The sequence below is a fragment of the Collinsella sp. WCA1-178-WT-3 (M1) genome (genome assembly GCF_009696325.1).
Classification (GTDB): domain Bacteria; phylum Actinomycetota; class Coriobacteriia; order Coriobacteriales; family Coriobacteriaceae; genus Collinsella.
In genome coordinates this window covers 218,678-244,471 of the sequence record NZ_VUME01000001.1, presented here as the reverse complement: position 1 = coordinate 244,471, position 25,794 = coordinate 218,678, and the positions used below count along the sequence as shown (strand labels likewise).

Sequence of the window (25,794 nt, the reverse complement as noted above, 5' to 3'; positions counted from 1 at the left end):
TTGCTTGCGCGGTCGACCGTTTAGCGTTTTCGCAGGTAAAACCTATCGAAACAAACCTGTCCCTATTTGGTAGGTTACTCGTGCTGGCTGGTGCGGTGCTCGTACTCCTCGGGGGTGATGACATCCTCGATGCGCAGGTTGACGCCTGCCACCTCAAGGCCGGTCATCGCGGCCAGACGCTCGGTCACGCGCGCCTTAACGTCGTCGAAAATCGCGGGTGCGTAAGCGCCGTACTCGATAATGACGGAAATGTTGACGACCACGCGGTTGTCATCGGTGACCTCGACCGTCACGCCCTTGGTCAGGTTCTCGGCACCAAACTGCTCCTGCACAAAGTGCATAAGGTTGCCCTTCATGCCCAGGACGTGCGGCACCTCGCGGGTGGCCATGGCGACGATCTTCTCGATCACACCGTTGGAATAGGTCAGCGAATCCTCGGACTCGTCCGCTTCCTCATCATCCTCGTCCGCATCGTCGGCGGGCTCGGCCTCGACGAGCGCCCCGTCCTCGAGCGTTACGTCCTCAGCCTCGGCGGCAACGGTCTCGTCTGCCTCGAGCTCGGTATCGGCCACATCGACCTTCGTGTTAAAAGCCATGGTTCCTCCTTATGCCCACCGCACACGCGGCGGTCGAATACATACTAGCGGCCGCTAAACAGACGGCCGAAGAAGTTGACGATCCCGTTCTCGCCGTCACGGATCTGGCCAATCACGGCGCCGATCAGCACAAAGAATGCGATGACGAGTGTGTCCCACAGGCCGAGCGTGAGCACCAGCACGGCGAGCACAAAACCAGCGACGGCTCCGAGCGTGGTGTTGGGATGACGGACGGCATAGCTCCAGATGGCCGCCCCCGTACCCTTGATGAGACCCATGGCCTCATCAAAGTCGCTGGCGGCGCTGTCGTGCTGCTCGCCGGCCTCGGGCTTGGTGTCGGCGGACTCGCCTGCCGGCGTAGCGTTCTGGTCGATCGTCAGGCGCGGGGTGCGGACGGTCTTGTCTTGATTGGTATCACTCACCGGAAACCTCCACGGTCTGGACGGTAGTCTTGGACGGCAAAAAACGGACGCGTGCGGTCGTGCCCGGCGTGCCGAGCATGGTGTCGCAGGCCTCCTCGATACGTTGCTGCATCGCGGTTGCAAGGGAGGCCACGTCCCGGTCATCGAGCGCGATGGCGTCGACCTTAAAACGGACGAGCGATTCGTCGGAACCCTGCACGCGCGCCTCGACATGCTCGACCATCACACGGTCGTCGCGCTCTGCCGCAGCGCGAGCGCACGAGGAAAGCGCTGCGAGGGTGACCTCGATGTTGCGCTCCCCCGCCGGATGCACGCAAGACGGCTCGCGACGCGCGAACATCAGGCGGAAAAACCCGATGAGCACGCCAAGTGCCACGATGGCGGCGCACACCGTAACGACGACGCGAGGCATGGTGTCACGCAACAGCAGCATAAAGCGATACGTATACGGTCCCCAGAACTGGCAGACAAGCGTGCCCAGCGCCACGATGGCGGCGGCAAGGTACACGATTGCTAGGGCTCGTTTGAGTACGCGCACGCGCGCTCCCTTCAGGTTTCGGTCCACAGAATGCAAAACGATTCGCATCATTATAAAAGAGCCGGGTCCGGTGCCATACGCACGCGGATCCGGCTCATCTATTCCACGAGGCTTGTATGCTCGCTTCATTATGCCCAGATATGCACGGCTTAACCCGTGCAGGCGCTACTCCTCCTCGAGGGCGGCGATAACCTCGTCGGTCATGTCCATGGTGCTGTAAACATCCTGAACGTCGTCGAGCTCCTCGAGACGGTCGATGAGGCGCTGGACCTTCTTGGCGTCGGCACCGGAGACCTCGGTCGGGGTGGTCGGAACCATAGTGGTCTCGGAGCCCTTGACTTGGATGCCCTGCTCCTCGAGCGCCTTGGAAACAGCCATGACGTCGTTGGCGGCGGTCCAAACGATCCACTCCTCGCCGGCGTCCTCGTAGTCGTCGCCACCGGCCTCGGCGATAGCCATCATGAACTCTTCCTCGTCACCGGCAGCACCGTTGGCGATCATGGTCTCCTTCTTGGCGTTCTCGTCCAGGATCTCCTTGGCGACGACGATCTGGCCCTTGCGCTCAAACTGGAAGGCGACGGAACCGGAGGTGCCCAGGTTGCCGCCAGCGTGGGAGAAGGCGGAACGGACATCGGCGGCGGTACGGTTGCGGTTATCGGTCAGGCAGTCGACGTAGACGGCAACGCCGGCGGGACCATAGCCCTCGTACACGATGTTCTCGTAGACGGCGGCATCGGCACCCGAACCGAAGGCCTTGTCAATAGCGGACTTGATCTTGTCCTTGGGCATGGACTGAGCCTTGGCCTTGGCAACGGCAGCGGCGAGGCTGGCGTTGTTCTCGGGCAGCGGGTCGCCGCCGAGACGGGCGGCAACGGTGATGTTGCGGCTCAGCTTGGAGAAGAGGGCGGAACGCTTGGCGTCCTGCGCGCCCTTACGATGCTTGGTTGTGGCCCACTTAGAGTGTCCGGACATACGTGTCTCCTATCGGTTTCGACCTAAAGCCCAGCGCAGATGCTCGGGCAATATAAACAAACGTCGTTATGATATACCTAGTGGCCTGCGAGATAAACCCCAAAATGAAGGCGTCGTGATGATGCAGCCCCTTGGTGCAAAGTAACCTGTCCCCTTTGCACCAAGTTAGAACCAGAGAAGGTCGCTGCGGGTGATGGTGGCGCCGATGGCGAAGGGCATGCAGGCGATGACTGGATACAGGTAGCGCATGTAGGTCGAGCCGTTGCAGGGACCGATCAGGCACACGGCGAGCACGCCCAGCAGCGGCACCCAAATGGCCAGCCCGCGCCACGAATGACGACGTAGCAGATAGACCACCACAGCGATCATGATCCACACATAGGTGGCCGAGCTCATGGTGAGCGAGATAAACGGGATGCGTTGTACTGCCACGCGATACAGGTTGATCAGGTGGTCGCACCAGCGCACAACCTTGCTATCGACCGGATGGAAGTCGAAGTACTTGAGGTTATCGGGCTTCGCCATGATCTCGGCACTGCGCGCCGTGCTGTAGACCCACGCATCGCGGGCACTCGGATAAAAGTAGCCGTAGTAGTTATTGATGAGCGCCGAGATATAGCACTCGGGATCCTTTTTGAACATCTGGGCCCACACCTCAAAATAGGCCTTGATGTCCTCCTGCGAGGCGTACTCGTTAAAACAGTTTTTTACGGCATCCGACTTATCCGGGTTGTAGCGGCGGCCCAGATTCTCGTACTTGAGCACCCGATCGATCGCGGCGCGTTCCTTATCGGTCACCAGACCGTCGCAGGGAGCTTCCTCAATCGTGCCGTCGTCTTTGACCTTGGGGTTAACGCCCGAATTAAGGCCGTCGTGCTTTTGGACGAAGCGCGCCGTCTGTTGAAACGGAATCGAGAGGATCTCGCGCTTGGAACCCGGCGTGATATCGTGCGCGGGCATAAAGACCTTGGTAAAGTACATGTTGGAGGCAAGGCAGAGCACGAGCACCGCGAGAACGCCGGGCCAGCGGAAGCGCGGCGTGGCGCATGAGGGTGCGACGCCAGATTGTTTGACCACGCGACGGGCCACATGCGCGTCCCAGGCGCAAAACGCCGCCGCAATCACGCAGGCCGCCAACGGAAAGACCAGGCCGCCATTGCGCAAAAACGTGGAACCCATGGCGCCCAGCACGAGCAACAGCCAGTCGTGGCGCGCAAAGAGCACAGGCGTGCGCTCGCCCGCGCGCTCGGCATTGACATCGCGACGGGGCAGGCCACATGCCACGAGCTTGACGGTCTGAACGAGCAGTACCAGAAACGCATCGGCAAACAGTACGTCTTTGGTCAGCAGCGCCGCGTAGTTGGAGAACATCGGCATAAACGCAAAGAACAGCAAGATGACGCCGCGTACCGGCAGGCTCACGCCCAGCTTGCGCAGCGAAGATATGGAATAGGCCACGCAGGCGGCCGTGATGACAAATTGGGCGCAGGTGTAGATGGCAAGACCCGCATTGGCGCTGTTGAATAGCGAAAGCCCCAGCTGCACACACGAGCCGATGATGGCCGTGTGCACCACCGGATGATGGCCGTTGAGCAGCACGTTGGGGTTAAGCAGGCGCAGGTAGTCGCTCGTGCCGTTGGGGTAGTTGAACCATTGGCGGATCTGCGCGCCCGTATCTCCCATAAAGAGGCCGGGCAGCGAGGCGGTAAGCGTGGGCGCCCAGACAATCATGAGTACAAGAAACGGCCCAACAAAAGGATGGACCGAGAGCACGGCGTGGGCAACACGCCACACGCGGCCAAAATGCGCCTCCGAAAACGGAATGCGGCGAGAACTCAACCAATCCAAAAACTCAAAAGCCAGATAGAAGGACACAATCGCCAGAAGCATCCAGCCCGCGCCGCCAATCCAGGCGCAGATAACGCGCGCCTTGTCGCCCAGCACAATCTCGGCCGAATCGGTGAGGTCGTAACTGCGGCCGAACACCATGCAGACGGCAAAGAATAGCGATGGCAGCACGACCGAGGGGCGCCAAGCGTCACCGCGGCCAAAGAACACATAGCGAAACGGCAGCGTGAGCAGGCAGGCTAGCGCGAGCAGCATCACAGCGTCGGTATGGCCGGCAAATGAGAGGAGTACCTCGTAGCACACGTAAAGCATGCCCGAGGCCTTTGGATCGATCGCCAAGACCGCGTTGCTCGACACCGGGGCGGGATCGATGGAAAACGCCGTGGTCGCCAGCAGGGCGAGCAAAAATGCGACGAGCGTCTGCTTGGCGGGATAGCGCTTAAACCAAACGATGCGGGCGGCGTCGCGCGCAGCCGTTGTGGAGAGATCGGAATCCTTCACAGTCCGAAAAGCCTTTCTAGAAACCTGCCAAAAAGGGACAGGTTTATTTTGGCAGGTTTTATCTGGGGAAACGTTACGGTTCTGTCATCGTTGCCTGGCAAAACCGCCACAAAGGTGCCTGTCCCCTTTGTGGTGTATGTGGTGGTTAGGCGTCGAGATAGATGCGCTGGGGACGGTTGCGACGGAGGGCAAAAATGATGAGCGCCAGGCCCGCAATCACGAGCGGCAAACTCAGCAGCTGGCCCATGGTGATGACGCCGCCCAGCAGATAACCCAGCTGGGCATCGGGCACGCGCACGAACTCAACGAGAAAGCGGACGATGCCGTACCCCATCACAAACACACCCATAAACGTACCCTGGGGCAGCAGCGGTTTTTTGCGGCTGAGCACCTGCAGAATGCAAAAGAGCACAATGCCCTCGAGAAATGCCTCGTAGAGCTGGGATGGATGGCGCGGCATATCGCCCGCGGTGCCGCCAAAGATCACGCCCCAGGGCAGATCGGTCGGCTTGCCCCACAGCTCGCCGTTGACAAAGTTGGCGCAGCGCCCCAGGCACAGGGCCAGCGGAGCACCGATAACGGCAAGGTCGGCGATGGTCCAGGCGTCGAGCTTGTACATGCGGCACACGAGCACGCCTCCGATGATGCCGCCCACCAGGCCGCCATGGAAACTCATGCCGCCTTCGTTGGTGGCAAAGATCTCGAGCGGATGCGCCCAGTAGTAGCCGTCACCGTAAAAGATGACGTAGAACAGACGGGCGCCAATGATGAGGCCAAAGACCACACCAACCACGACACTCATCAGGTCGTCGACCGTAATGTCAAAACCCCAACGACGCTGCGTGCGGTACATGACGACCGCCGTGAGCAGAGCTCCGACCACATAGGCCAAGCCGTACCAGTAGATGGTGATGGGCCCCGCCGAAATGGCGACAGGATCAAGCATATGGTAGAGGTCGTTGAGCATATCGGTCCCCCTGCTCCCTACATACAAATGCGGCCGCGGGCCTTTCGCTCGCAGCCGCACATTTGGGCATGACGTCTATGCGGAGCACATCGCCCGCAGCTTTCGCTTCTCAGAACGGCGCATACTCGTCGTACAGATCCTCGGCCTCGCCGGAGGCATTGACCTGCTCGACACGCGTAACGCCGGGCACGTGCTCCTTGAGGATACGCTCGACGCCCATGGAAAGCGTCAGAGCGCTCATGGGGCAACCGGCGCAGGCGCCCTGGAGCTCCAGCTTGACGACGCCCTCGTCATCAACGCCCATATACTCCATGTCGCCGCCGTCGGCCTGCAGGTTGGGGCGAATCTCTTCAAGAACCTTCTTAAGCAGCTCTTCGTTAACAGCCACAGGGGCTCCTTTCTCACAATAACGCGGGCGCGCCCGCGGACAGAGCTATGTTACTACAGCCATGTACCCGCTCGCGAGCCGTCCATGCGCGCGGACACGACTTTCACGAGCAGTTAATTTGACAGTCAATTTGGAACGGGGCTTAATTAGCCGCTTTTGCCAACGCCCGGCGCTCGTACACGCTGCCGCTACTGCTGCGTTTGTTCCCCGGTACCAATGTGGACATCGACGATAACCTGGCGGAAGCTAATGCCGCAGGAGTCGAGAATGCGGCGACTGATGCGGCCGTCGTCGGTGTCGGCGTACTTATTGTCCAGATAGACAACCTCGCCCACACCTACCTGCGCCAGGATTTTGGCACAGTCGTGGCACGGGAACAGCGTGACGTAGACCGTGGAACCCTCAAGGTCCTTGAGCGAGCCGCGGTAGTTGAGCACGGCATTGGCCTCGGCATGAACTACGTAGTTATGCTTGTCCTGCAGCGGGTCATCGCTCGTGCCCCACGGGAAAAAGTCGTCGTTGAGCGCCGAGGGCGTACCGTTGTAGCCCACCGAAAGAATGCGGTGGTTGGTGCTGGCGATGCACGCGCCCACCTGCGTATTGGGATCCTTGCTGCGGCGCTGCGCGGCGATGGCCACGCTCATAAAGAACTCGTCCCAGCTAATAACGTCGCGGCGCTTGCCCGACGCGGTTTGATGAAGATCGTCCGACATGGCAGACACCTCCGAAATCGAAATAGTTTGGCCCATTGTAGCAGGTGAAAGGTGGGGCTGTTTCCTCCCGGCGCCGACGTCCTTGGCTTTATGCGCGGCGAGGCTTTTGGTTGATGCGGTACAGCTCGGCGAGACCCCGCAGCGTCAGCGCGTCGTCTACCGTCAGGCTGTGGCCGACCAACGCCGCGAGCGCCTCGGCATCGTCGCCGGTGATGACAATGGGCACGCTGCCCTCGCCTGCCGCCTTGGTCGAGCGCATCTCGGCAAGCACCATGTCGAGCATGCCGTCGATACGGGCAACCTCGCCCAAGACCACGCCCGAGCGCATGGCCTCGCGCGTGTTGCGACCGATCACATGCGTGGGTGCCGAGGGCTCGACTTGCGGCAGGCGCGCCGCAGCGGCCGAGAGCGAGCGAGCGCCGAGCGCCAGCCCCGGCGCGATAACACCGCCGACAAAGGTTCCGCGTGCATCGATGACCTCGATATTGGTCGTAGTGCCCAGGTCGATCACGATGCACGGAGAGCCGTAGACGGCACGGGCCGCCACGGCGTCGGCGATGCGATCGGGACCGATCTCGGCCGGGTCGTCGTAGTGCACGGGCATGCCGGTCTTAAGTCCCGGCCCCACGGTGAGCACGCGCCCCGTGCAGGTACGGGAAAGTGCCGCCTTCCACGGGCGCTCGAGCGCCGGCACCACGCAGCTCAGCACTGCTGCCGCGGGAACGAGCACACCAGGCATGCCCGCATCGGCTGCCAGTGCGCCCATGACCCGCGCGAGCCTCATGCGCGCCTCATCGGCCGTAATGCTCGGCGGCGTCGTGATCTCGCACGTCGCAAGCGGGCATTCCTGCGCCGCGGCCGAATCCTCGGCAAACAGACCAAAGCGAATGAACGTGTTGCCCACGTCGACCGTCAATATATATGCGCACCCATTAAGCATCGTCGGCGCTCCTTTCGTCTGCCCAGCAGTATATCGCCTACCCGAACCAGCCATCCCAGGTAGTCATTTTGGGACGGGGCTATTTTAGCTACCCCAATATGTCGGTTGATATTTGCCCCAATCCCAGATAATTCGTCGACTGTCAAAGGGTAGCTAAAATAGCCCCGTCCCAAAATGACTACCTTGCCGCTATACTGATGCGCGGTCGTGCGCGAGCTCACGCGGCGGCCCTTGGTAACCCGACTTCCCGCGCCGTATCCGTAGCGGCGCTTTCGGGGGAAGCGGATATACGCAAAGGAGTTCTATATGGGCAATCCCTCGAACCGCACTTCTATGCGCGGTCAACTCACGCTGCGCGGCGTCGTCATCGGCGTCCTTGGCTGCGTGATTATCACGGCAAGCTCGGCCTACACGGCCCTCAAGATGGGCGCCCTCCCCTGGCCGATCATTTTCGCTGCCGTCATCTCGCTGTTCTTCCTTAAGCTCATGGGCAATGCCAGCCTCAACGAGGCCAACGTTACCCACACCATCATGTCCGCGGGTGCCATGGTCGCCGGCGGCCTGGCGTTTACCATCCCGGGCGCCTGGATGCTGGGCTATGCCGACCAGATCAGCTGGCTCGACATGTTTATCGTGGCGCTCGCCGGCACCATTTTGGGCCTTCTGGCAACGGCGCTCATCCACCGTCACTTTATCGTGGACGCCGCACTGGAGTTTCCCACCGGCAACGCCGCAGCCCAGACCCTGCGTGCTACCGAGGCCGGCGGCAAGACCGGCAAGCAGCTCTTTGGCTCCATGGCCATCGCAGGCATCTATAGCGTGCTGCGCGACGCCCTGGGCGTGGTGCCCAGCATGCTGTGCACGCTCAATATCCCCGGCGTGACCTTTGCCATCTACAACTCGCCCATGTTGCTGTCCATCGGCTTTTTGGTGGGCTTTGCCCCCGTCGCCTTCTGGTTTGCCGGCGCGCTGCTGGGCAACTTTGGCATTATCGTCGGCGGCACCGCTGCCGGCCTGTTCGATATTGTGACCGCGCAGGGTATCGTCAAGTCCTTAGGTATGGGCCTTATGATGGGCTTTGGCGTCGCCGTCGTCCTTAAAGACATCCTGCCGCAGGTCGCCGGTATCGTCCGCGGTCTTGCCGCCGACAGCTCCACCGACACCGACGAGCAGTCGCTCATCTCGGGCTCGCTTAAGCTCGACGCCGGCATCATCGGCCTGGGCACCGCCGCCATCGCCGTGATCATCGCCATCGCGCTCGACCTGGGTGCCGTCCCAGGCGTCATCGTCACGCTGTTCACCTTTGTCACCACCATCATGAGTGCGCAGAGCTGCGGTCAGACGGGTATCGACCCCATGGAGATCTTTGGCCTCATCGTCATGCTCATCGTAGCGGCCTTCGCGCAGCTTGCGCAGGTCAAGCTGTTCTTTATCGCCGGCATCGTGGCCGTGGCGTGCGGCCTTGCGGGCGACGTCATGAACGACTTTAAGGCCGGCGCCGTGCTGGGCACCAACCCGCGCGCACAGTGGATCGGCCAGGCCATCGGCGGCATCGTGGGCGCACTGGTCGCTGCCGCCGTCATGGTCGCGCTCGTCACCGCCTATGGTCCGGACGCCTTTGGTCCCGACAAGAGCTTTGTGGCCGCGCAGGCAAGCGTAGTCGCCACCATGGTCTCGGGCATCCCGAGCGTGCCGTGGTTCGCAGGCGGTTTTATCGCCGGCATCGTCATGTATTGGCTCGGCATTCCGGCCATGATGATCGGTCTGGGCGTGTACCTGCCGTTCTACATGTCGCTCACGGCCTTCTTGGGCTCCTGCGTCAAGCTCGCCTACGACAAGTGGGCAGCCCACCGCGACGCCGGTGCCGGTCTTTCGAGCAAAGAGAAGGCTTCCAAGGATGCTGCCTTCCAGGAGCAGGGCCTGGTCGTCGCCAGCGGCCTGTTGGGAGGCGAGTCCGTCGTTGGCGTTATCCTGGCGTTTGTCTCCGTCGGCCTAAGTCTGCTGGGCTAAACCCAACAACAATGTACCCGTACAGAGCGCGGGGCCGGATACCATCCGGCCCCGCGCTCTGTATCTGTCGAAACACTCGGCCGCAACCGCATTTGACGTCCCCCTTACCTGCTCGTCTAAGTTTCACGTCAAGATGACCACCCCGCCCGCCACGGTGTAGAGTACATGCTGCGAGCGCACCCGCGTTCCTGCGGCAATACGAGGTGGACATGGAACTCGACAAACAACAGATCAAGCGACTACGCAAACGCCATCACCGGCGCCACGGCATTCGACCTGCCCATAGTGAGGCCCTGGAGAACACCGGCCGCTTCCTAAAGCGCGCATTCAACATTCGCGAGGGTCGCGCACCCTATCACGTGATTCGCAAGCGCTTTGTAAACGGGGCGCGGCTGACCGGCTCGCACTTATGCATCCTCATCATCGCCATGTTCATCGCGAGCATCGGCCTCGATATCGACTCGGACATTGCCATCGTGGGCGCCATGCTCATCTGCCCACTCATGGGGTCGGTCCTTGCCATGGCATATGGCATCGCCACGCTCGACCGCGAGATTGCCGTCGAGGCCGTCGCCGGCCTCGCGCTACAGATGGCCTTTTGTCTGATCACGTCCACGCTGTATTTTAAGCTCTCGCCCCTTGGCACCACCACGGCCGCCATCATCGACAACTCGACGCCCACTGTGTGGGACCTTGCCGTCGCGCTCGCGGGCGGCTTTGCGGGCGGGCTGGGCAACTCGCGTGACCAGGAACCTGCCACGCTTATCGCCGGCGTGGCCGTGGCGACCGCGCTCATGCCGCCCCTGTGCGCGGCGGGCTATGGCATCGCCATTGCAAGCGGGTCACTGTTTCTCTCGGCGCTTTATGAGTTTGGCGTCAACGTGGTCTTTATCGCACTGGCTGCCGAAGCCGTGCTGCTTCTTTTGCGCGTGCCGCTCAAACGCGACCTGAACGGCGACGGTATTGTGACTGCTGAAGAAAACGCCGAGGTCAACGAGCTATCGCGCAAGGTGCGCCGCCGCATCATCGTGGGCACGGTGATCTTTGCCATCCCCTGCATTATTATGACGGCGGGGTCTATTGGCTCGGCGCAGGCCGGCGTGCGAGACGGCTACGGCGTCACTGAAACCACGCGCGAACTTGCGGCGGTGCTGCCGGGCTTTAAGGATTACACCGTCGCCGTCGAGACCTCGGCTACCGAGGGCGACAAGGAGGGCGTTGTCGAGCGCCAGACTGTCGCTCGCGTAACGACAAGCGAGACGCTCGGGGCGCACGACCGCCGTGTTGCCCGCAAGCTCATCGACCTCAACGTACCCGAACTCGATCGCGTGGAGTTTGACGTGAAGTGATGCGGAACGTGAGGTAGGCCCGGTACGAGCGCGCGCAGCCGCGGGGCACAGGCACAGCCAAGCGCAGCGCTACAGCTCGTACTTGTACACGCGGTAGATGTACTTCTCGGCTTCCATCTCGTACGTGGCAATGGGCAGTCCATAGCGATCGTACTCGGCAAAGGTCTTGGCTATGCCCGATGCCACGAGCATGCTATTCGAATCGCCGACGCGCTGCGCACTACTTACGTAACCTGAGAACGGCACTGCGATCTGGTCCACAAGCTCGTAGGTGCGCGCGGTCTCGTCCACCGTAAAAATGCGCCCAAACGAATGCGTTCCCTTGCTGTAGTCGGTCACTACCGCAGCGCCCAGCTGGCCCCAGTCGAACTTGGGATAGCTCTCGGCAGCACCAAAGTTGTTGTCGTATAGCAGCACCTGGTAGCGACCAGTCGCGGTCGTCTCGTCGTTTGGCAGATAGGTCACACTATGCTGGCCTGCGTTGAGCGAAAAATCGCCTTGAGCCTGCAGCAACTTGTCCTCAAAGCCCGAGCCGGCCCAAAACTCTGGCGAGCCCATAAGCCAATCGACCGTAGGCGTACCGTAGATATCCGTGAGCTTGATGACCGTTGAGGTCTCGCGCGAGCTGAGCAAAACGGTGCCGCCGCCGAGCCACTGGATCGTGTTGATGTGAATCCAATCCAGGTCGCCGTCCGAGGCAACCTTGGCGCTTGCCTTGAGGTCGGGGAACATATCGCCCAGGTCCACGACGAGAGAGACGTCACCTGTTGTTATGTCGACCTTAATGATGAGGTCCTCTACATTAACGCGATCGTCCTTATCTTTTTTGGCAGCCGCGCGATCGACGTCCAAATCGGCTTCGGAGCCAGCGTGACTCGCCAGCACCAACAGGTTGCCATCGTCATCGAAAGCGTAGTCGTGGTGTAGCTCGTAGTCGCCCGTGCTCCAGACGTTTACCACCTGGCCGATGGCGTTGATCTGGGCCATCTTGGTAGTCGAGACGCTCATGATCATGCTGCCATCGCCCGGGAACAGCAGGCGGTGGCTGCGGTAGCCGACAATCGGCACCTCGCCGCGAATCTGGCCGTCGTTGTCGTAGAGGTACATAAAGTCGAGCTTGGACGAGTCGTTGCCCAAGATGGTAAAGAGACCATCGGCAAGCGGCGTATTGGACTCCCCCGACGTGACGGCGAGCTGCTCTTCTTCCTCGCCTTTAAGAGCCGGCGTCTTGACCGTGAACGTCGAGGTGCGGCTGATACCGTCTTGTGCCGTGCAAGTGATGGTTACCGTGTTTTTGTGGTTGGGAATGAGGCCGATGACCTTGAACTCGTGTTCCGTGGCCGGCGCGTCGCCGCCGTGGGGCGTATGGGAAAACGCGGCGACCTTGGGCGTGTCACCAGTCTTTTTGCGACCGGCGACCTTGTAGGAGACGGTTACGGAATCCGTTGTCGCAAAGCGAACGTAGCAGCTCAGGGTATCGGTGCCAAAGGGATCCTGCGCGATAAACGGAGTGGTCTCGTTGTAGCCGCCGTCAGCGTACTCGGCATCGAGCCGCTCCTTGATGGCCGCCTGCTTCTCGACGTCGTAGGTCGCGACAATCTGCTTGTGGAGTTTCTTTTGCTCGTCAGTGAGCTCGTTGCTCGCAGTAGATGCGGCGCCCGTGCCGGCTCCGCCGACCGAGCAGCCCATGAGCCCTGTCCCGGCAAGCGCCAGCGTGCCCGCCGCACCCGCAAGAGCCGCTCGACGCGAAAACAGTCTGTTGTCCTTGTCACTCAATTCCATATCGTTACCGTCTTTGAATACCATTGTTGTTCCCTCATATACCACGGCGTTTGCCCAGCCCTGTCTAATTATGACTCGCAGTTTAACAAACGCCCCTTAATGCAAGTTTAAGCTTGTAGCGATACGGAAACGCGGGGCGCGAAGGGAATCCGCAACCCCTCCGCTCCCAAGTGATCAATCGGGGCGGCCGCGATGGTGCTCGATCCAGTCCACGGCAAAGTCGACAAGTTCGCGTTGGTGCATAAAGCGGATTGTCCCGTTGCCGAGCGGCGCTGCGGCGCACTGACACTGCAAATGACACGTTTCTCAATGTTGCCGAGGGATCTTTTTAGTACTTGAAGAAACCCTCGCCCGAGCTTTCGCCCAGCTTGCCTTCGTCGAGCATCTGCTTGAGGACGGATGCCATGGCCTTAAAGTTGTAGGGCATCATCATCTTTTTGAGCAGCGGGCTCACCAAGCCCGGCACCTTCTGATACTGCATGACGATGTTATAGGCCGTCTGGATGCCCACGGTGTCGAACACGCGGAACGGGCCCTTGGGCGCGCCAGTGCCGCGCGTCCATGCGAGGTCGATGCTCTTGGGGTCGCTGACGCCCGAGACGTACAGATCAAGGCCCGAAAGCAGCCACGGCACCAGCATGGAATTGAGCAGATAGCCGTTCTTTTCCTTGTTGACGGGCAGGGCAAGCATACGGATGTCGCTAGCAAAGTCGACGAGCTCATCGAAATAGCGCTTGTCGGTCTGGTCCTGAGCCATGACCTCGGTCATGTTGTTCTTCCAGATGGAGTTGGCAAAGTGCAGCGACAGGTACTTCTCGGGGCGGCCGGTGTACTTGGCAAAGGTGCTCGGCAGCAGCGTGGAGGAGTTCGTCACGACAACGGTCTTTTGCGGGAGAACCGGGGCGAGCTTCTTGTAGAAGTCTATCTTTGCCTGGGTGTCCTCGGCCATCGACTCGATAACCAGATCGGCGTCGGCCACTGCCTTGGCAAGATCGAGCTCTAGCTTGAGTGTGGAGTAGGCACGCTCGACGGCGGCGAGCGCCGCCTCCTTGTCGAAGGGCTGGTCGCTATCGGCGATACCGGCACACCACTCGCCCGTGCCGTCCGCCATGCCCTCGATAGCCGCGATGTACTCCTCGCGCACATGATCGATCTTGGGCTGAGTGCGGCCGATGCTGCCCTCGCTGCGCAGCCAGATCGTCACATCGAAGCCGCAGTAGGCAGCCTGAAAGGCAATCTGGCTTCCCAACACGCCGCCACCGGCAACACAAACGGTCTTGTAGCTCATAGGAACAGTCCTCTCTTACGTAATTCCATGGATGTGTATTTATTCAACCGTAAGGATGATGCGTGCTGGGGGTGGGTTCCATAAACGGACGGTAATTTGCGGCGAACGGCTACATATGTTCATTATCTCAGAGTTCCAAGGGCGATTTTTGGTGCCACTGAGACGTCGCCTTCGGAAGAGGTGATAGTTGGGGCGTTTACGCAGCATATGTCCAGCAAAAACGGGTGGTAGCCGATACGGCTGCCACCCGTTTGTCTCATATCTAGCACATAGCAGGCCAACTACTTCTTAATGCCACGTCCCAGACGCTTGGCGACCGATGCAACAGCCTCCTCGCTGGCCGAGCCACAGCTCACGCAGCCATCATGGGTACGCATCTGGCCGGTGACCTCGTCCATCGCGAGCGGCGCCACCTTCTCGAGCTTAAAGCCCTTACCGGCGCGCATATTTTCCTTGGCCACGCTGATCATGAGCTTAATGCGGTTGAGCTGGTTGACCTCGGACGCGCCGGGGTCGTAGTCCACCGCGACAATGTTGCTCTCGGGGTGCTGACGGCGCAGCTCCTTGATCACGGCCTTGCCCACCACGTGGTTAGGCAGGCACGCAAAGGGCTGCGTGCAGATGATGTTGGGCGCGCCATGGTCAATCAGGTCGAGCATCTCGGCCGTGAGCAGCCAGCCTTCGCCCATGTTGTTGCACACCGAAAGCACCGTACGGGCCTTGTCCGCCATGGTGCCGATGCGCTCGGGCGCCTCAAAGCGGCGGGACTTTTGGAGCAGCTCCTCCACCGGCGTACGCATCCAGTCCACGAGCTTGATGAGCGCCTGCATACCAGCGCGCGTGGTTGCAGAGCTTCCGAGCTCATCCTTCTGCAGCTCGGCGTTGCTCATGGAGTACAGGAAGAAGTCCAGCAGGCCCGGCACCACGGCCTCGCAGCCCTCGCGCTCGATAACGTCGACCACGTGGTTGTTGGCTGTGGGGTGGAACTTGACCAAGATCTCGCCGACCACGCCCACGCGCGGCTTGGTGCCCTCACCCACGAGCGGCATGGTGTCGAACGCGCGGATGGCCTCGCGGCACAGCTTGGTGTAGTTGTGGCGGTTGAACTTGGGCGCCAGCTTGCGGGCGCGCGCCATGTACTCCTCGTAGAGTGCGTTGGCGGCACCGGGCGTAGCCTCGTATGGACGACAGCGATAAAGCATCTGCATCATCACGTCGCCAAAGAGCACCGCGTAGACTGCCTGCTTAAGCAGCGCCGGCGTAATTTTAAAGCCGGGGTTGTCCTCACCGAGCGCCACCGCCGAAAGCGAGATCACCGGAATCTCGGGGTGGCCGCTCTCGCGCAGGGCCTTGCGGATGAGTGCGATGTAGTTGGTGGCACGGCAGCCGCCGCCGGTCTGGCTGATAACCACGGCCGTCTTGGACAGGTCGTACCGGCCGCTCTCGATGGCCTCCATAATCTGGCCGGTCACCAAAATGGACGGATAGCAAATGTCATTGTTCACATAGCGCAGGCCGGCCTCGACGGCGTCGTGATCGGTCGAGGGCAGCAGCTCCAAGTTGTAGCCGGCACCGCGGAACACCTCTTTGACCAGGTCAAAGTGGATCGGCGCCATCTGCGGGCACAGGATGGTGTAGCCCTCCTCGCGCATCTGCTCGGTAAAGGGCACCTTGGGCCACGCGGTCGATGCGCTCTCGCGCTGAGCCTCGAACGTGTACTTGCGGCTCGCGAATGCGGGGGCATCCGTGGAGGGAGCCACCGGTGCGGCATCGCCCTGCTCGTAGGTCTCGCCCGCGGCCTCGGCCTCGGCCAAGCGCTCGGCCTCCTGGTCCTTAAGCGCGGCCATGAGCGAGCGGATGCGGATGCGCGCGGCGCCCAGGTTGGACACCTCGTCGATCTTGAGCACGGTGTAGATCTTGCCGCTGGCCTCCAGAATCTCCTGCACCTGATCGGTAGTCAGAGCGTCCAGGCCGCAGCCGAAAGAGTTGAGCTGGATCAGGTCCAGGTCGTTGCGCATCGTCACAAAACGGGCGACGGCGTACAGGCGGCTGTGGTACATCCACTGGTCGACGACGCGGATGGGGCGCTCGGGCTTCACCAGGTGCGCAAGCGAATCCTCGGTAAAGACCGCAAAGCCAAAGCTCGAGATAAGCTCGGGCAGGGCGTGGTTGATCTCGGGGTCGTTGTGGTAGGGGCGGCCGGCGAGCACGATGCCGTGACCGCCGTGGTCCTCGACCCACTTAAGGGCCTCCTCGCCCATGGTCTGGATGTCCTCGTGGAAGCGCGCATCGGCCTCAAAGGCAGCGTTGACGGCGGCATCGACCTCGGAGCGCGTGATCTTGGGACCGCGCACGCGGCCGCGACCGGCCTCAGCATCGGCCACGCGGTCGACGGCAAGCACCTGGTACAAGCGGCGCTTGAGCTCGGTCTTGTCGTGATAGGGCACAAACGGGTACAGGAACTCGATGTTCTGCTCACGGATCTCGTCGATGTTGAGCGCCAGCGCCGTGGGGTAGCTCATGACGATGGGGCAGTTATAGCAATTGCCAGCCGTCGGATCCTCCTTGCGCTCCCAGCGCACGCACGGCATCCAAATAAAGTCGACATCGCGGTCGATAAGGTTCATCACGTGGCCGTGGCTCATCTTGGCCGGATAGCACACGCTCTCGGACGGCATGGACTCGATGCCCGCCTGGTAGGTCTTCTTGCTCGACTGGTCGGACAGCTGCACGCTAAAGCCCAAGCGCGTAAAGAACGCGTGCCAGAAGGGGTAGTTCTCGTACATGTTGAGTGCGCGCGGGATACCCACGGTGCCGCGCGGGGCCTCGTCGGGGCTCAGCACCTCGCGATTAAAGAGCAGCTCGTTTTTCTTTTTGAAGAGGTTAGGGGCCTCGGTCTTTTGCTTTTTGTGGCCGGCGCCCTTCTCGCAGCGGTTGCCGGTAATGAAGCGCCTGCCGCCGCCAAAGTCATTGACGGTGAGCTGGCAGTTGTTGGAGCAACGGCCGCAGCGGACGTGCTTTTGCGTCACAGTGAGGTGCGCGATGTCCTCGGCCGAAAGGATGGTCGAGGTGCCGTCGGCGCCAGCGCGATCACGGGCGAGCAAGGCCGCACCATAGGCGCCCATGCAGCCGGCGATGTCGGGACGCACGGCGTGAACGCCGGTGAGCTGCTCAAACGCGCGCAGCGTGGCATCGGACATAAAGGTGCCGCCCTGGACGATCACCTGGCTTCCGATCTCCTTGGGATCGCGCAGCTTAATGACCTTGAACAGGGCATTCTTAATGACGGAATAGGACAGACCGGCCGCGATGTCGCCCACCGTGGCGCCTTCCTTTTGCGCCTGCTTAACACGCGAATTCATAAAGACCGTGCAGCGACTGCCCAGGTCCACCGGAGCCTTGGCATGGATGGCTGCGTCGGCGAACGCGCGCACGTCCATGTTCATAGAGACGGCGAAGCTCTCGATAAAGCTACCGCAGCCCGACGAGCAGGCCTCGTTGAGCATGATGTGCTCGATAACGCCGTCCTTGACGCGCAGGCACTTCATGTCCTGGCCGCCGATGTCCAGGATAAACTCGACGCCGGGCAGGAATGCCTTGGCTCCGCGCAGGTGCGCGACGGTCTCGATCTCGCCGGAATCAGCCTTGAGGGCCTCGATGAGCAGCGCCTCGCCGTAACCCGTGGTGGTCACGTGGCCGATGGTGCAGCCGGCGGGGATGTGGTTGTAGAAATCGGCCATGATGACCTTGGCCGTACCCAGGATGTCACCGTTGTTATTGCCGTACCAGGTATGCAGCAACTGGCCGTCCTCACCCACAAGCGCGGCCTTCATGGTGGTGGAACCGGCGTCGATACCGATGAACACGCGACCGGTGTAGCCTTCGAGCTTGCCCTTGGGGACGACCTCGGTGTCGTGGCGGGTCTTGAACTCGGCAAAGTCCTCGTCGGTGGCAAAGAGCGGATCCAGACGCTCGACCTCGGCGCCCTGTGTGTCACCCAGGGCATCGATGGCCTCGATGAGCTGCGGGAACGTGCTGAGCTTATTGGACTCGTGCGCCATGGCGGCACCGCTCGCCACAAACAGGTGAGCATTTTGGGGCACGATGCGGTGCTCCTCGTCCAGGTTGAGCGTGAGGTAGAAGCGATGGCGCAGCTCGGAGAGATACTGCAGCGGGCCGCCCAGGAAGGCGACGTTACCGCGGATGGGACGGCCGCACGCCAGGCCCGAGATGGTCTGGGTCACGACGGCTTGGAAGATGGAGGCGGCCACGTCCTCGGGGCGGGCGCCCTCGTTGAGCAGCGGCTGGACGTCGGTCTTGGCAAAAACGCCGCAGCGGCTGGCGATAGGATAGATGGTGGTGGCGTTGGCCGCGAGTTCGTTAAGGCCGCTGGCGTCGGTGTGCAGCAGGGTTGCCATCTGGTCGATGAACGCACCCGTGCCGCCGGCGCAGGTGCCGTTCATGCGCTGCTCGATGCCGTTATCGAAGTAGATGATCTTGGCGTCCTCGCCGCCCAGCTCAATGGCGACATCGGTGGCCGGGATGAGGGTCTCGACGGCGCGTTTGCTGGCGATGACCTCTTGGACAAACTCCAGGTCGAGCCATTGGGACAGCAGCAGGCCGCCCGAGCCGGTGATGGCGCAGGTCATCTGGGCCGTCGGCAGCACAGTCGCGGCGCCCTCGAACAGGTCGCGGGCGCAGGCGCGAACATCGGTGTGATGGCGCTGGTACTTGGCGTAGACGAGCTGGTTGTCATCGTTGAGCACGGCGAGCTTAACGGTGGTGGAGCCCACGTCGATGCCCAGGTGCAGGTTGCCGTGGGCGTTGTCGGGGTTGAAGATTGCGCCTTCGGGGGCGTGGGCGGCGGCTGCGGGCTCGCTAGCGACGGACGTCTCCCCTGCCGCGTTCTTGGCATCGGCAACTGCCTCGGCAACTTTCTCGGCAGCCGCGGTCGCGGCCTTCTGCGCGGCGTCCACCACGGTGGGCGCAGCCTCGCGTGCGGCGGCGACCATACGGTCCTTGATGCCCTCGACGAGTTTGCTCATTGTCTCTCCTCTTAGTTGTTGGACTCGACGGTTACGGCGGTGTCGGCCGCGTCCTCGAGCTGCAAGTTCAATAGCTTCATGCCGTACTCCGGCACGTTGATATCGATGGGTTGGCCATACAGGTCACCAGGACGCACAAAAGCGAGCACCGTCATCATGCGCGCCATGGCCTCGGGCGATTCGGTGAGCCCACGCTCAAACCAGCGCTGAATCATGCCGACCTCGGCACTCACGACGTAGGTGACGTAGTAGTCAAAGAACGTGCCCAGCGCCAGGCCCAAAATGCCCGTCTGTGCACGCGGCACCACAGCCTCACGCGCGGTGTCGATAATCCTTTTAATGAAGGCCTGGTCGCCGCCCGGACCCAGCAGAGCACCGATCAAGTCGCGGTTGGCCGCAAGATAACGCAGTAGCTCAACCGAACCGGGCGCCGGCTCGAGCTCATCGATGTTGTGATAGAGATCGGGCAGCCGAGCTGCGGTGATGAGCTCAATACGCTCACGGATCTCGGCCAGCAAGCCGTCCTCGATTTGATTGATAAAGTCGGGGATATCGCGGTAATGCGAATAGAACGTACGGCGCGTAAGGCCGGCGCGCTCGGTGAGCGACGCGACGTTAATGCGCGAAAGGTCGCCGCTTTCGGCAAGCTCGCTGGCAAGTGCCTGGCGAAGGGCACGCTGCGAGCGAAGGGACCGGCGATCGCATTTCTCGAGCTGGGACAAGCGTCCTCCTTGTTACTCTGCCTGTGCGCTATTGCACAGTGCGAGTATTATTGCACACCGTGTGTATCAACACGTAAAGGCAATATTTGGATGCGACGAAGGGGCAGTCCCTTTGCCACATCGAGCCGCTGCTTGGTCCCGTTAATGGGACCAACAATCGCCACGCCCGTTTCATCATGCCGGTAATGATCGATAAGGAGGCCGACATGAACAATCAGGCATGCGATGGCATCACCGATGCCGGCAAGGACCTCGTCCTCAGCTGCATCAAGAGCCAAGAGCTGCGCGACCACATGCGTAAATACCTATACTGGCCAGCGCCAATCATCGCCGGCTCTCTTAAGACGCTTGATGAAAAACGCACCATGCTCGAGCAACTCCGCAAGGAGGTTTCGCCGGAACTGGTCGAAGATATCGATTCGCATCTCGCCCAGCTCAACAGCGCACTCGATATGCTTCACAACATCGAGCGCGACCGCGGAATCCTCCTGCTATACGTCATGTTCTACAACGAGGAGGAGCGTGACGCCGACGCCCTTGACGGCCCCTTCCCCACCGCATCGTGGGAGGTCGCGCAGGCACTCATGAAGCGCTACATCGAAGAGTATCCTGAAGACGACTGGTCCGAATCGTACTGGAAGATCGACCTATACACCCCAGAAGACCTTCACGAACATCAAACGGCGCAGTCCTCCCTGGCGTTTGCGGCAACCAAGGATGGTGAGCTTATATTTCTCCGCGATCAGCGCAATAACCGCACTCGCAAATCGTATGTCGAAAGCGCCTGGCGAAACGATAGCAGACGGTTCTGCGACAGCAACGAACCCATCTATACGCCGTGGGTCCCAGGCGACATCCTCAAAATCGACGGTCGCCCCTTTGATCACGGGCCTCGCTTTGCCATTGTGCTCGAAAACGACTACGAGCACACGCTCCGGGGACAGATCTGGTGCGCAGGGCCTAGTAAAGATCACGGCGTTAAGGAGGGTTCACTTTCATCCGGCACCTACAGCGACAGTCTCCTGGACCCCTTCATCCCCTCCGCCCTCTACACCGCCGAGTGCTACACCGGTGAGCTGCCGGACGACTGCGCTTTTATGCTCGAGCTTTCGCAGATGCTGCACGACAACCCCGACTACGGCAAGCAATGGTCCGAAGGCTCGGTCGGACATGACTGCCTTCAGCCGTATCGCAAGCCCGCCAACCAAAGCGAGCTGGATATTCGTCCGGACATCTTCGAGTTTTTAGACTCGCAAAGTATTAAGGAGCATCTTCAACGAATTAACTACGAGCTCACCACGCCCGTAGCGGCTTTCATTGTCAATTGCTCGCATAAAGCAACGCTGCAGCAAAAGCTCGAAGGCTGGCAAAAGATCATCGACAATATGCCCAATTGCGCCATGAGCCGCAGAAACGACACGGTCGTCATCCCGGACTTCCATGCCTTTCTGCGCAATGTCATCAAACAGGAGAAACGAAAACTCGCGCACCTTAAAAGGACGGACGGTCAAAGCCTGTACTTCTTTGAGGACTACTCGTGGGACTGGCGCGGGCAGGTCGGCTATCTTTACGGCCCGTACAGCAGTTATCAAAAGTGCTTCGATGCCATCTGGAAAGAGCTCGACGGTGACGATCCCAAAGCCATCAGGATCACCCGTCGTCCCATCGACCCAGAAGAAGACCACTATGCCGACGACATGGTCTTACTCAATGCGAACGGCGAAGTAATGTCTTGCGATTACCGCAACAAAAGCGAGTGGGACGAGGCGGGCACCGCCAGCGATTTCGAGGACATGTGGTTTGATATCCCGACGCCTTTCCATGCCGGAGACATCGTCTGCAACCTCCAACGCCCCGACAATCCGATGGTGCTGTTTGACCTGCAAACTTGGGGATCCGAACGAGTCGACAAAGAGCTGGCCTCCTCCGTCTACAAAGAGCGCCTCGTTCAAAAGGCCGACAAGCTATTGCGCTGGCACCGATATGACGGCGACACCAGCGACATGTACGCCTACGGCTGCCAAGTCTCATCCGCCTTGCATTTCCCCTTCTACATTGGGGAGCCTGAGGGCTTTCTTTTGGACATCGACTATTACCGCAAGCCGCTCAAATCAGAGGAGCGAATCCTTTACGGCGTCAGGGCATATGTCAAAGGCGACCTGGCGGTTGATTCGCTCGCCGCAATGGCCAGCGCATGCGAGCTACAGGCGCTGGCGGAGAAAAAGGCGCGTGGCTTCGAGGACGCAGACAGCTGGCTCAAGGACCGCTACCCAGAACTGTTCGATGCGACGGCCGATCCCTTCTTAGAGGGAGGTTGCACCAGTTACGCTTAGTTTTTGAAACGCCACTACCGATTGTCCTTTCAGTACGCGCACACTCATGTACCAGTGCGTTTCCAAAAGTATGTTTGACGCGAGATTCATATCAGACCCGTTAATGGGACCACAAAGCACAACCTCTGATGGATGCTAACGGCAACGACCGAATTGGAGGTTGCAATGGACAGCCAAGCAGATACCGTGATCACCGATGCCGGCAGGGAGCTCGTTTGCAGTTGCATCAAGGACGATGAGCTGCGTGCTCATATGTTCAAACACATGGGAATGGCAGATGGCTCCCTCTGTAAAACCATCGGCGGCTCCCTCAAGACGCTCGACGAAAAACGGACCATGCTCGAGCAGCTTCGCAAAGAAGTCTCATCGGATTACGCTGAAGCGATTGACTCCGGCCTCGAACAACTCGACACTGCACTCGATATGCTTTACAACGTTGACCGTGACCTCGGTATCTTGCTGGTCTCCGGCGTGTTTTACAGTGAAGACGAGCGCGGGCACGACACCTTTGATGGCCCCTTCCCCGTTGCCTCTTGGGGAGCTGCGCAAACCCTCATGAAGCAATACGTCGATGACGACCCCGATGAAGATTGGTCCGAATCATTCTGGCAGATTAAGCTCTATACCGCCGAAGACTTACACGACCGTCCACGTGCTCAAGCCTCGCTGATATTCGCCGCAACCATAGCTGGCGATTTGGTCTTTTTGAGCGATCGCCGGAATCAGCGGACTCCGCACCAAAGCATCGATCACTTGCCGTGGAACAATAGCAAGCACTTCTGCGCCAATGGCGAGGTCTTTTACACTCCCTGGGTCCCCGGCGACATCATCAAGATCGACGGTCGGCCCTTCGATCACGGTCCCCGTTTTGCCATCGTGCTCGAAGACGACTACGATAGTTCGTTCAAAGGCCAGGTTTGGTGCGCCTATCCGAGCAAAATCTACGGCGTTGAGGAAGGCAATCTCCGCTTGAGGGATTTCACGGACGGCTTCCTCGACGACTTCACACCCTCTGCGCTCTACACCGCCGAACGCTATATCGGCGACTTGCCCGATGATTGCTCCTTTATGCTCGAACTCTCGAAAAAGCTGCACGATGACCCCGGCTGTGGCAAACATTGGTCGGATGGATCGGTCGTACACGACTGCTTGCAGCCATATCGCACATCGGCCGGCGCCGGCGTCAACGCCATACGTTCGGACATTCTCGAGTTTCTCGACTCGCCTGACATCAAGGAGCATTTGAGAGACATCGGCTACGAGTTCACCACGTCCGAGGCGGCATTTATTGTTGCCCGTTCGAACGAAAAGGCGCTACGGCAGAAGATCAAGGGCTGGCAAAAGATTATCAACAACATGCCCAATTGTGCGATGAACAGGCGATACGGCACGTTCAATATCCCCAACTTCCATGTCTTTCTTCGCGACGTCATCAGATGGGAGCGCAAGAAAATCGCCCGGTTCAAACAGCCTGGCAAGCACATGTATTTCTTTGAGGACAAGACGGGAAGTCCCCATGAGAGCGGGTGCAATTATGGCCCCTACACCAGCTACGAAAAATGTTTCGAGGCAATCTGGAATGAGCTTGAGGAGGAGAATCCTACCTCGATAGAAATAACGCGCCGCCCTATCGATCCGGATGAAGACTACTATGCCGCCGACAGGCTCATGCTCAACGCAAAAGGCGAAATTATGGACTGCCAGCTGAGCTGCATCGACATGGAACGCGAGGGCGAAGACCCCACTTTCGCTTTTGAGTTGATGTGGTTTGACATCCCGACGCCATTCCACGCCGGCGACATCATTTGTCGTCACGGCGACCCTGGCGACCCCATGCTGCTTCTCAATATGCAAACATGGACCACGAAGCGGGTCATGGATGAGCTTCCGCCTTCCATCTACAGGGAAAGCGCAGCAAAAAAATGCCGACGACCTGCTCAGGCACCATCGGCAAAATGGCGATACGAGCGACATGTACGCCTACGGTTCTCAGATTGAATATCTCCTGGAGTACCCCGTCTATATCGGAGAGCCGAGTTGTTTTCTTCTCGATATGGAATACTGCCGTACCCCACTCAAGCCGGAAGCGAGAATTCTGTACGGCGTGCGGGCATATCTCGACGGCAATCTGGGTCTTGACTCACTTATTGCGCTATCAAGTCTTTGCGAGCTGCAGGCGCTGGTCAAGAAAAAAGCCGAGCGGTTTGAAGGGGAAGACGGCGGGCTCAAGACCCGCTATCCGGAGCTGTTCGATGACACGATAGCCCCGCCGGCACGATTCAAAACAAAGAGGAGCTAACCATGGACATCTTGGATTTTGTGGACTCCCGGGACATTCGGGAGCATCTCCGCCGCATCAGTTTTCAACCCGACACCATCGAGGCCGCCTATCTGGTTTGGTTTTCGAAGACCGCCACGCTCGATCAGAAATGCGAAGCCTGGCAAGAGATCGCTCGCACTATGCCCAATTGTTCGCTGGAGGCAACCCATGCCGGTCTTGGAAGGCCGACCATCCCCGATTTCCATACTTTTTTGCGCTGGACAATCGATTACAACAAGCGGTGCGTCGATGCGTTTGCGAGTGGGACGGGCTACGTTTATCAATATGAAGAGGAGATTGTGCCCGACGGGCAACTTTGTGGGGCCTTCGGCGCGCCATTCAGCTGTTATGAGAAATGTGCCGAGGCGTTGCGCAGTGATGATGAACTGGCGAGCCGTCCAGAGGCACGCGTACGCATCACCCGGTGCCCGCTCGATGCCGATGAAGAACATCACCGGGAAGATTGGCTCCTAGTGAACGGCAAAGGTGAGGCCCTTTCCGTTTATTGCCCTTCAGCCGGCCCCATTGAGAACGATTGGGAGATCGCATTCGAGTTCATCTGGGTCGATATCCCCACGCCGTTCCACACCGGCGATATCGTCTGGACGCCGCAAGGCAGTGCCCGTGAGCCGTTCATGCTGTTCGATCTGCCCACGTGGGACCGGACAAAGCTCGAGGCAGAGCTTCGTCAGGCAGACCGTTCTGACGAATGGCTTGATCATGCGCAGCAGCGCCTCGAGCACTATCGCCATGCAGGGGATATCAGCAACATGCGTGCCACTGGCTGCTCGATTACCTACAACGAGACGTTTCCCCTCTACATAGGCGAGCCAGACCCGCTTTACCTGAATCTTGAGTACTATCGCAAACCACTCGAAGACGAGCAGCGAATTTTAATCGCCGCCCAGGCCTACCTGCGCGGCGACCTGTATGCCGACTCACTCATCGCGTTTATCGACACCATAAGGATGGAGTCCAAGGCGAAGCGCAACCTGGAAGAGCTACGTCTTGATCAGGCGCCGCTCAAGGAGAAGTACCCGCAGCTATTTGAATAAAGGCC

At 60.1% G+C, this 25,794-nt stretch carries 19 protein-coding genes; 6 read left to right on the top strand and 13 right to left on the bottom strand.

The annotated features are described in order from the left end of the window. Positions 1-74: 74 nt before the first annotated feature. From FYJ40_RS01040 to FYJ40_RS01005, 9 genes are all read right to left on the bottom strand, one after another. Complete coding sequence (locus FYJ40_RS01040) at positions 75-596, bottom strand: Asp23/Gls24 family envelope stress response protein (RefSeq protein WP_154514821.1); 522 nt, start codon at positions 594-596, stop codon at positions 75-77. 44 nt (positions 597-640) lie between these two features. Beyond that, positions 641-1,018, bottom strand: coding sequence for a DUF2273 domain-containing protein (locus tag FYJ40_RS08920; RefSeq protein ID WP_370450537.1), 378 nt, complete (start codon positions 1,016-1,018; stop codon positions 641-643). Next, positions 1,011-1,556, bottom strand: coding sequence for a hypothetical protein (locus tag FYJ40_RS08915; protein ID WP_195838499.1), 546 nt, complete (start codon positions 1,554-1,556; stop codon positions 1,011-1,013). The genes FYJ40_RS08920 and FYJ40_RS08915 overlap by 8 nt, the downstream gene beginning before the upstream one ends. Before the next feature lie 165 nt (positions 1,557-1,721). Then, a complete protein-coding gene (locus tag FYJ40_RS01030) occupies positions 1,722-2,528 on the bottom strand; it encodes a YebC/PmpR family DNA-binding transcriptional regulator (RefSeq protein ID WP_154514825.1) in 807 nt (268 codons plus the stop codon). A 165-nt stretch (positions 2,529-2,693) separates the two neighbouring features. Continuing rightward, positions 2,694-4,877: a DUF6020 family protein gene (locus tag FYJ40_RS01025; RefSeq protein WP_370450538.1), complete on the bottom strand. Its 2,184-nt coding sequence runs from the start codon at positions 4,875-4,877 to the stop codon at positions 2,694-2,696. 145 nt (positions 4,878-5,022) lie between these two features. Next, the gene (lgt, locus tag FYJ40_RS01020) at positions 5,023-5,844 is read right to left on the bottom strand and encodes a prolipoprotein diacylglyceryl transferase (protein ID WP_154514827.1); all 822 of its coding nucleotides are present in this window, start codon (positions 5,842-5,844) and stop codon (positions 5,023-5,025) included. A gap of 109 nt (positions 5,845-5,953) precedes the next feature. Then, positions 5,954-6,232 (bottom strand): NifU family protein, encoded by a 279-nt coding sequence (locus FYJ40_RS01015; RefSeq protein ID WP_370450539.1) that lies wholly within the window; start codon positions 6,230-6,232, stop codon positions 5,954-5,956. 188 nt (positions 6,233-6,420) lie between these two features. Beyond that, positions 6,421-6,945: a dCMP deaminase family protein gene (locus FYJ40_RS01010; RefSeq protein ID WP_154514829.1), complete on the bottom strand. Its 525-nt coding sequence runs from the start codon at positions 6,943-6,945 to the stop codon at positions 6,421-6,423. Positions 6,946-7,033: 88 nt separating this feature from the next. After that, a complete protein-coding gene (locus FYJ40_RS01005) occupies positions 7,034-7,885 on the bottom strand; it encodes a type III pantothenate kinase (protein ID WP_154514831.1) in 852 nt (283 codons plus the stop codon). Positions 7,886-8,191: 306 nt separating this feature from the next. On the opposite strand from FYJ40_RS01005, the gene FYJ40_RS01000 reads away from it, so the two are divergent. Continuing rightward, positions 8,192-9,895: an OPT/YSL family transporter gene (locus tag FYJ40_RS01000; protein ID WP_154514833.1), complete on the top strand. Its 1,704-nt coding sequence runs from the start codon at positions 8,192-8,194 to the stop codon at positions 9,893-9,895. A 209-nt stretch (positions 9,896-10,104) separates the two neighbouring features. Then, positions 10,105-11,244 carry a DUF389 domain-containing protein gene (locus tag FYJ40_RS00995; RefSeq protein ID WP_154514835.1) on the top strand — a complete coding sequence of 380 codons (1,140 nt, stop codon included), beginning with the start codon at positions 10,105-10,107 and terminating at the stop codon, positions 11,242-11,244. Positions 11,245-11,313: 69 nt separating this feature from the next. Here the strand turns inward: FYJ40_RS00995 and FYJ40_RS00990 are convergent, their stop codons facing one another. From FYJ40_RS00990 to FYJ40_RS00975, 4 genes are all read right to left on the bottom strand, one after another. Continuing rightward, on the bottom strand, positions 11,314-13,050 hold the full coding sequence (locus FYJ40_RS00990) for an aryl-sulfate sulfotransferase (RefSeq protein ID WP_154514837.1): 1,737 nt from the start codon (positions 13,048-13,050) through the stop codon (positions 11,314-11,316). 304 nt (positions 13,051-13,354) lie between these two features. Continuing rightward, positions 13,355-14,314 (bottom strand): 3-hydroxyacyl-CoA dehydrogenase, encoded by a 960-nt coding sequence (locus tag FYJ40_RS00985; RefSeq protein WP_154514839.1) that lies wholly within the window; start codon positions 14,312-14,314, stop codon positions 13,355-13,357. 281 nt (positions 14,315-14,595) lie between these two features. Next, positions 14,596-19,359, bottom strand: a complete 4,764-nt coding sequence (locus tag FYJ40_RS00980; RefSeq protein WP_154514841.1) for a 2-hydroxyacyl-CoA dehydratase — start codon at positions 19,357-19,359, stop codon at positions 14,596-14,598. Between the two features lie 11 nt (positions 19,360-19,370). Further along, positions 19,371-20,081, bottom strand: a complete 711-nt coding sequence (locus FYJ40_RS00975) for a TetR/AcrR family transcriptional regulator (protein ID WP_154514843.1) — start codon at positions 20,079-20,081, stop codon at positions 19,371-19,373. 86 nt (positions 20,082-20,167) lie between these two features. On the opposite strand from FYJ40_RS00975, the gene FYJ40_RS00970 reads away from it, so the two are divergent. The 4 genes from FYJ40_RS00970 (at position 20,168) to FYJ40_RS00955 (ending at position 25,789) form a co-directional block, all read left to right on the top strand. Continuing rightward, the gene (locus FYJ40_RS00970; RefSeq protein WP_154514845.1) at positions 20,168-22,414 is read left to right on the top strand and encodes a hypothetical protein; all 2,247 of its coding nucleotides are present in this window, start codon (positions 20,168-20,170) and stop codon (positions 22,412-22,414) included. Positions 22,415-22,579: 165 nt separating this feature from the next. Then, positions 22,580-24,412 carry a hypothetical protein gene (locus FYJ40_RS00965; RefSeq protein WP_154577077.1) on the top strand — a complete coding sequence of 611 codons (1,833 nt, stop codon included), beginning with the start codon at positions 22,580-22,582 and terminating at the stop codon, positions 24,410-24,412. Beyond that, on the top strand, positions 24,387-24,713 hold the full coding sequence (locus FYJ40_RS00960; protein ID WP_154514849.1) for a hypothetical protein: 327 nt from the start codon (positions 24,387-24,389) through the stop codon (positions 24,711-24,713). Before FYJ40_RS00965 ends, FYJ40_RS00960 begins: the two co-directional genes overlap by 26 nt. Before the next feature lie 2 nt (positions 24,714-24,715). Beyond that, on the top strand, positions 24,716-25,789 hold the full coding sequence (locus FYJ40_RS00955) for a hypothetical protein (protein WP_154514851.1): 1,074 nt from the start codon (positions 24,716-24,718) through the stop codon (positions 25,787-25,789). Positions 25,790-25,794 lie beyond the last annotated feature (5 nt).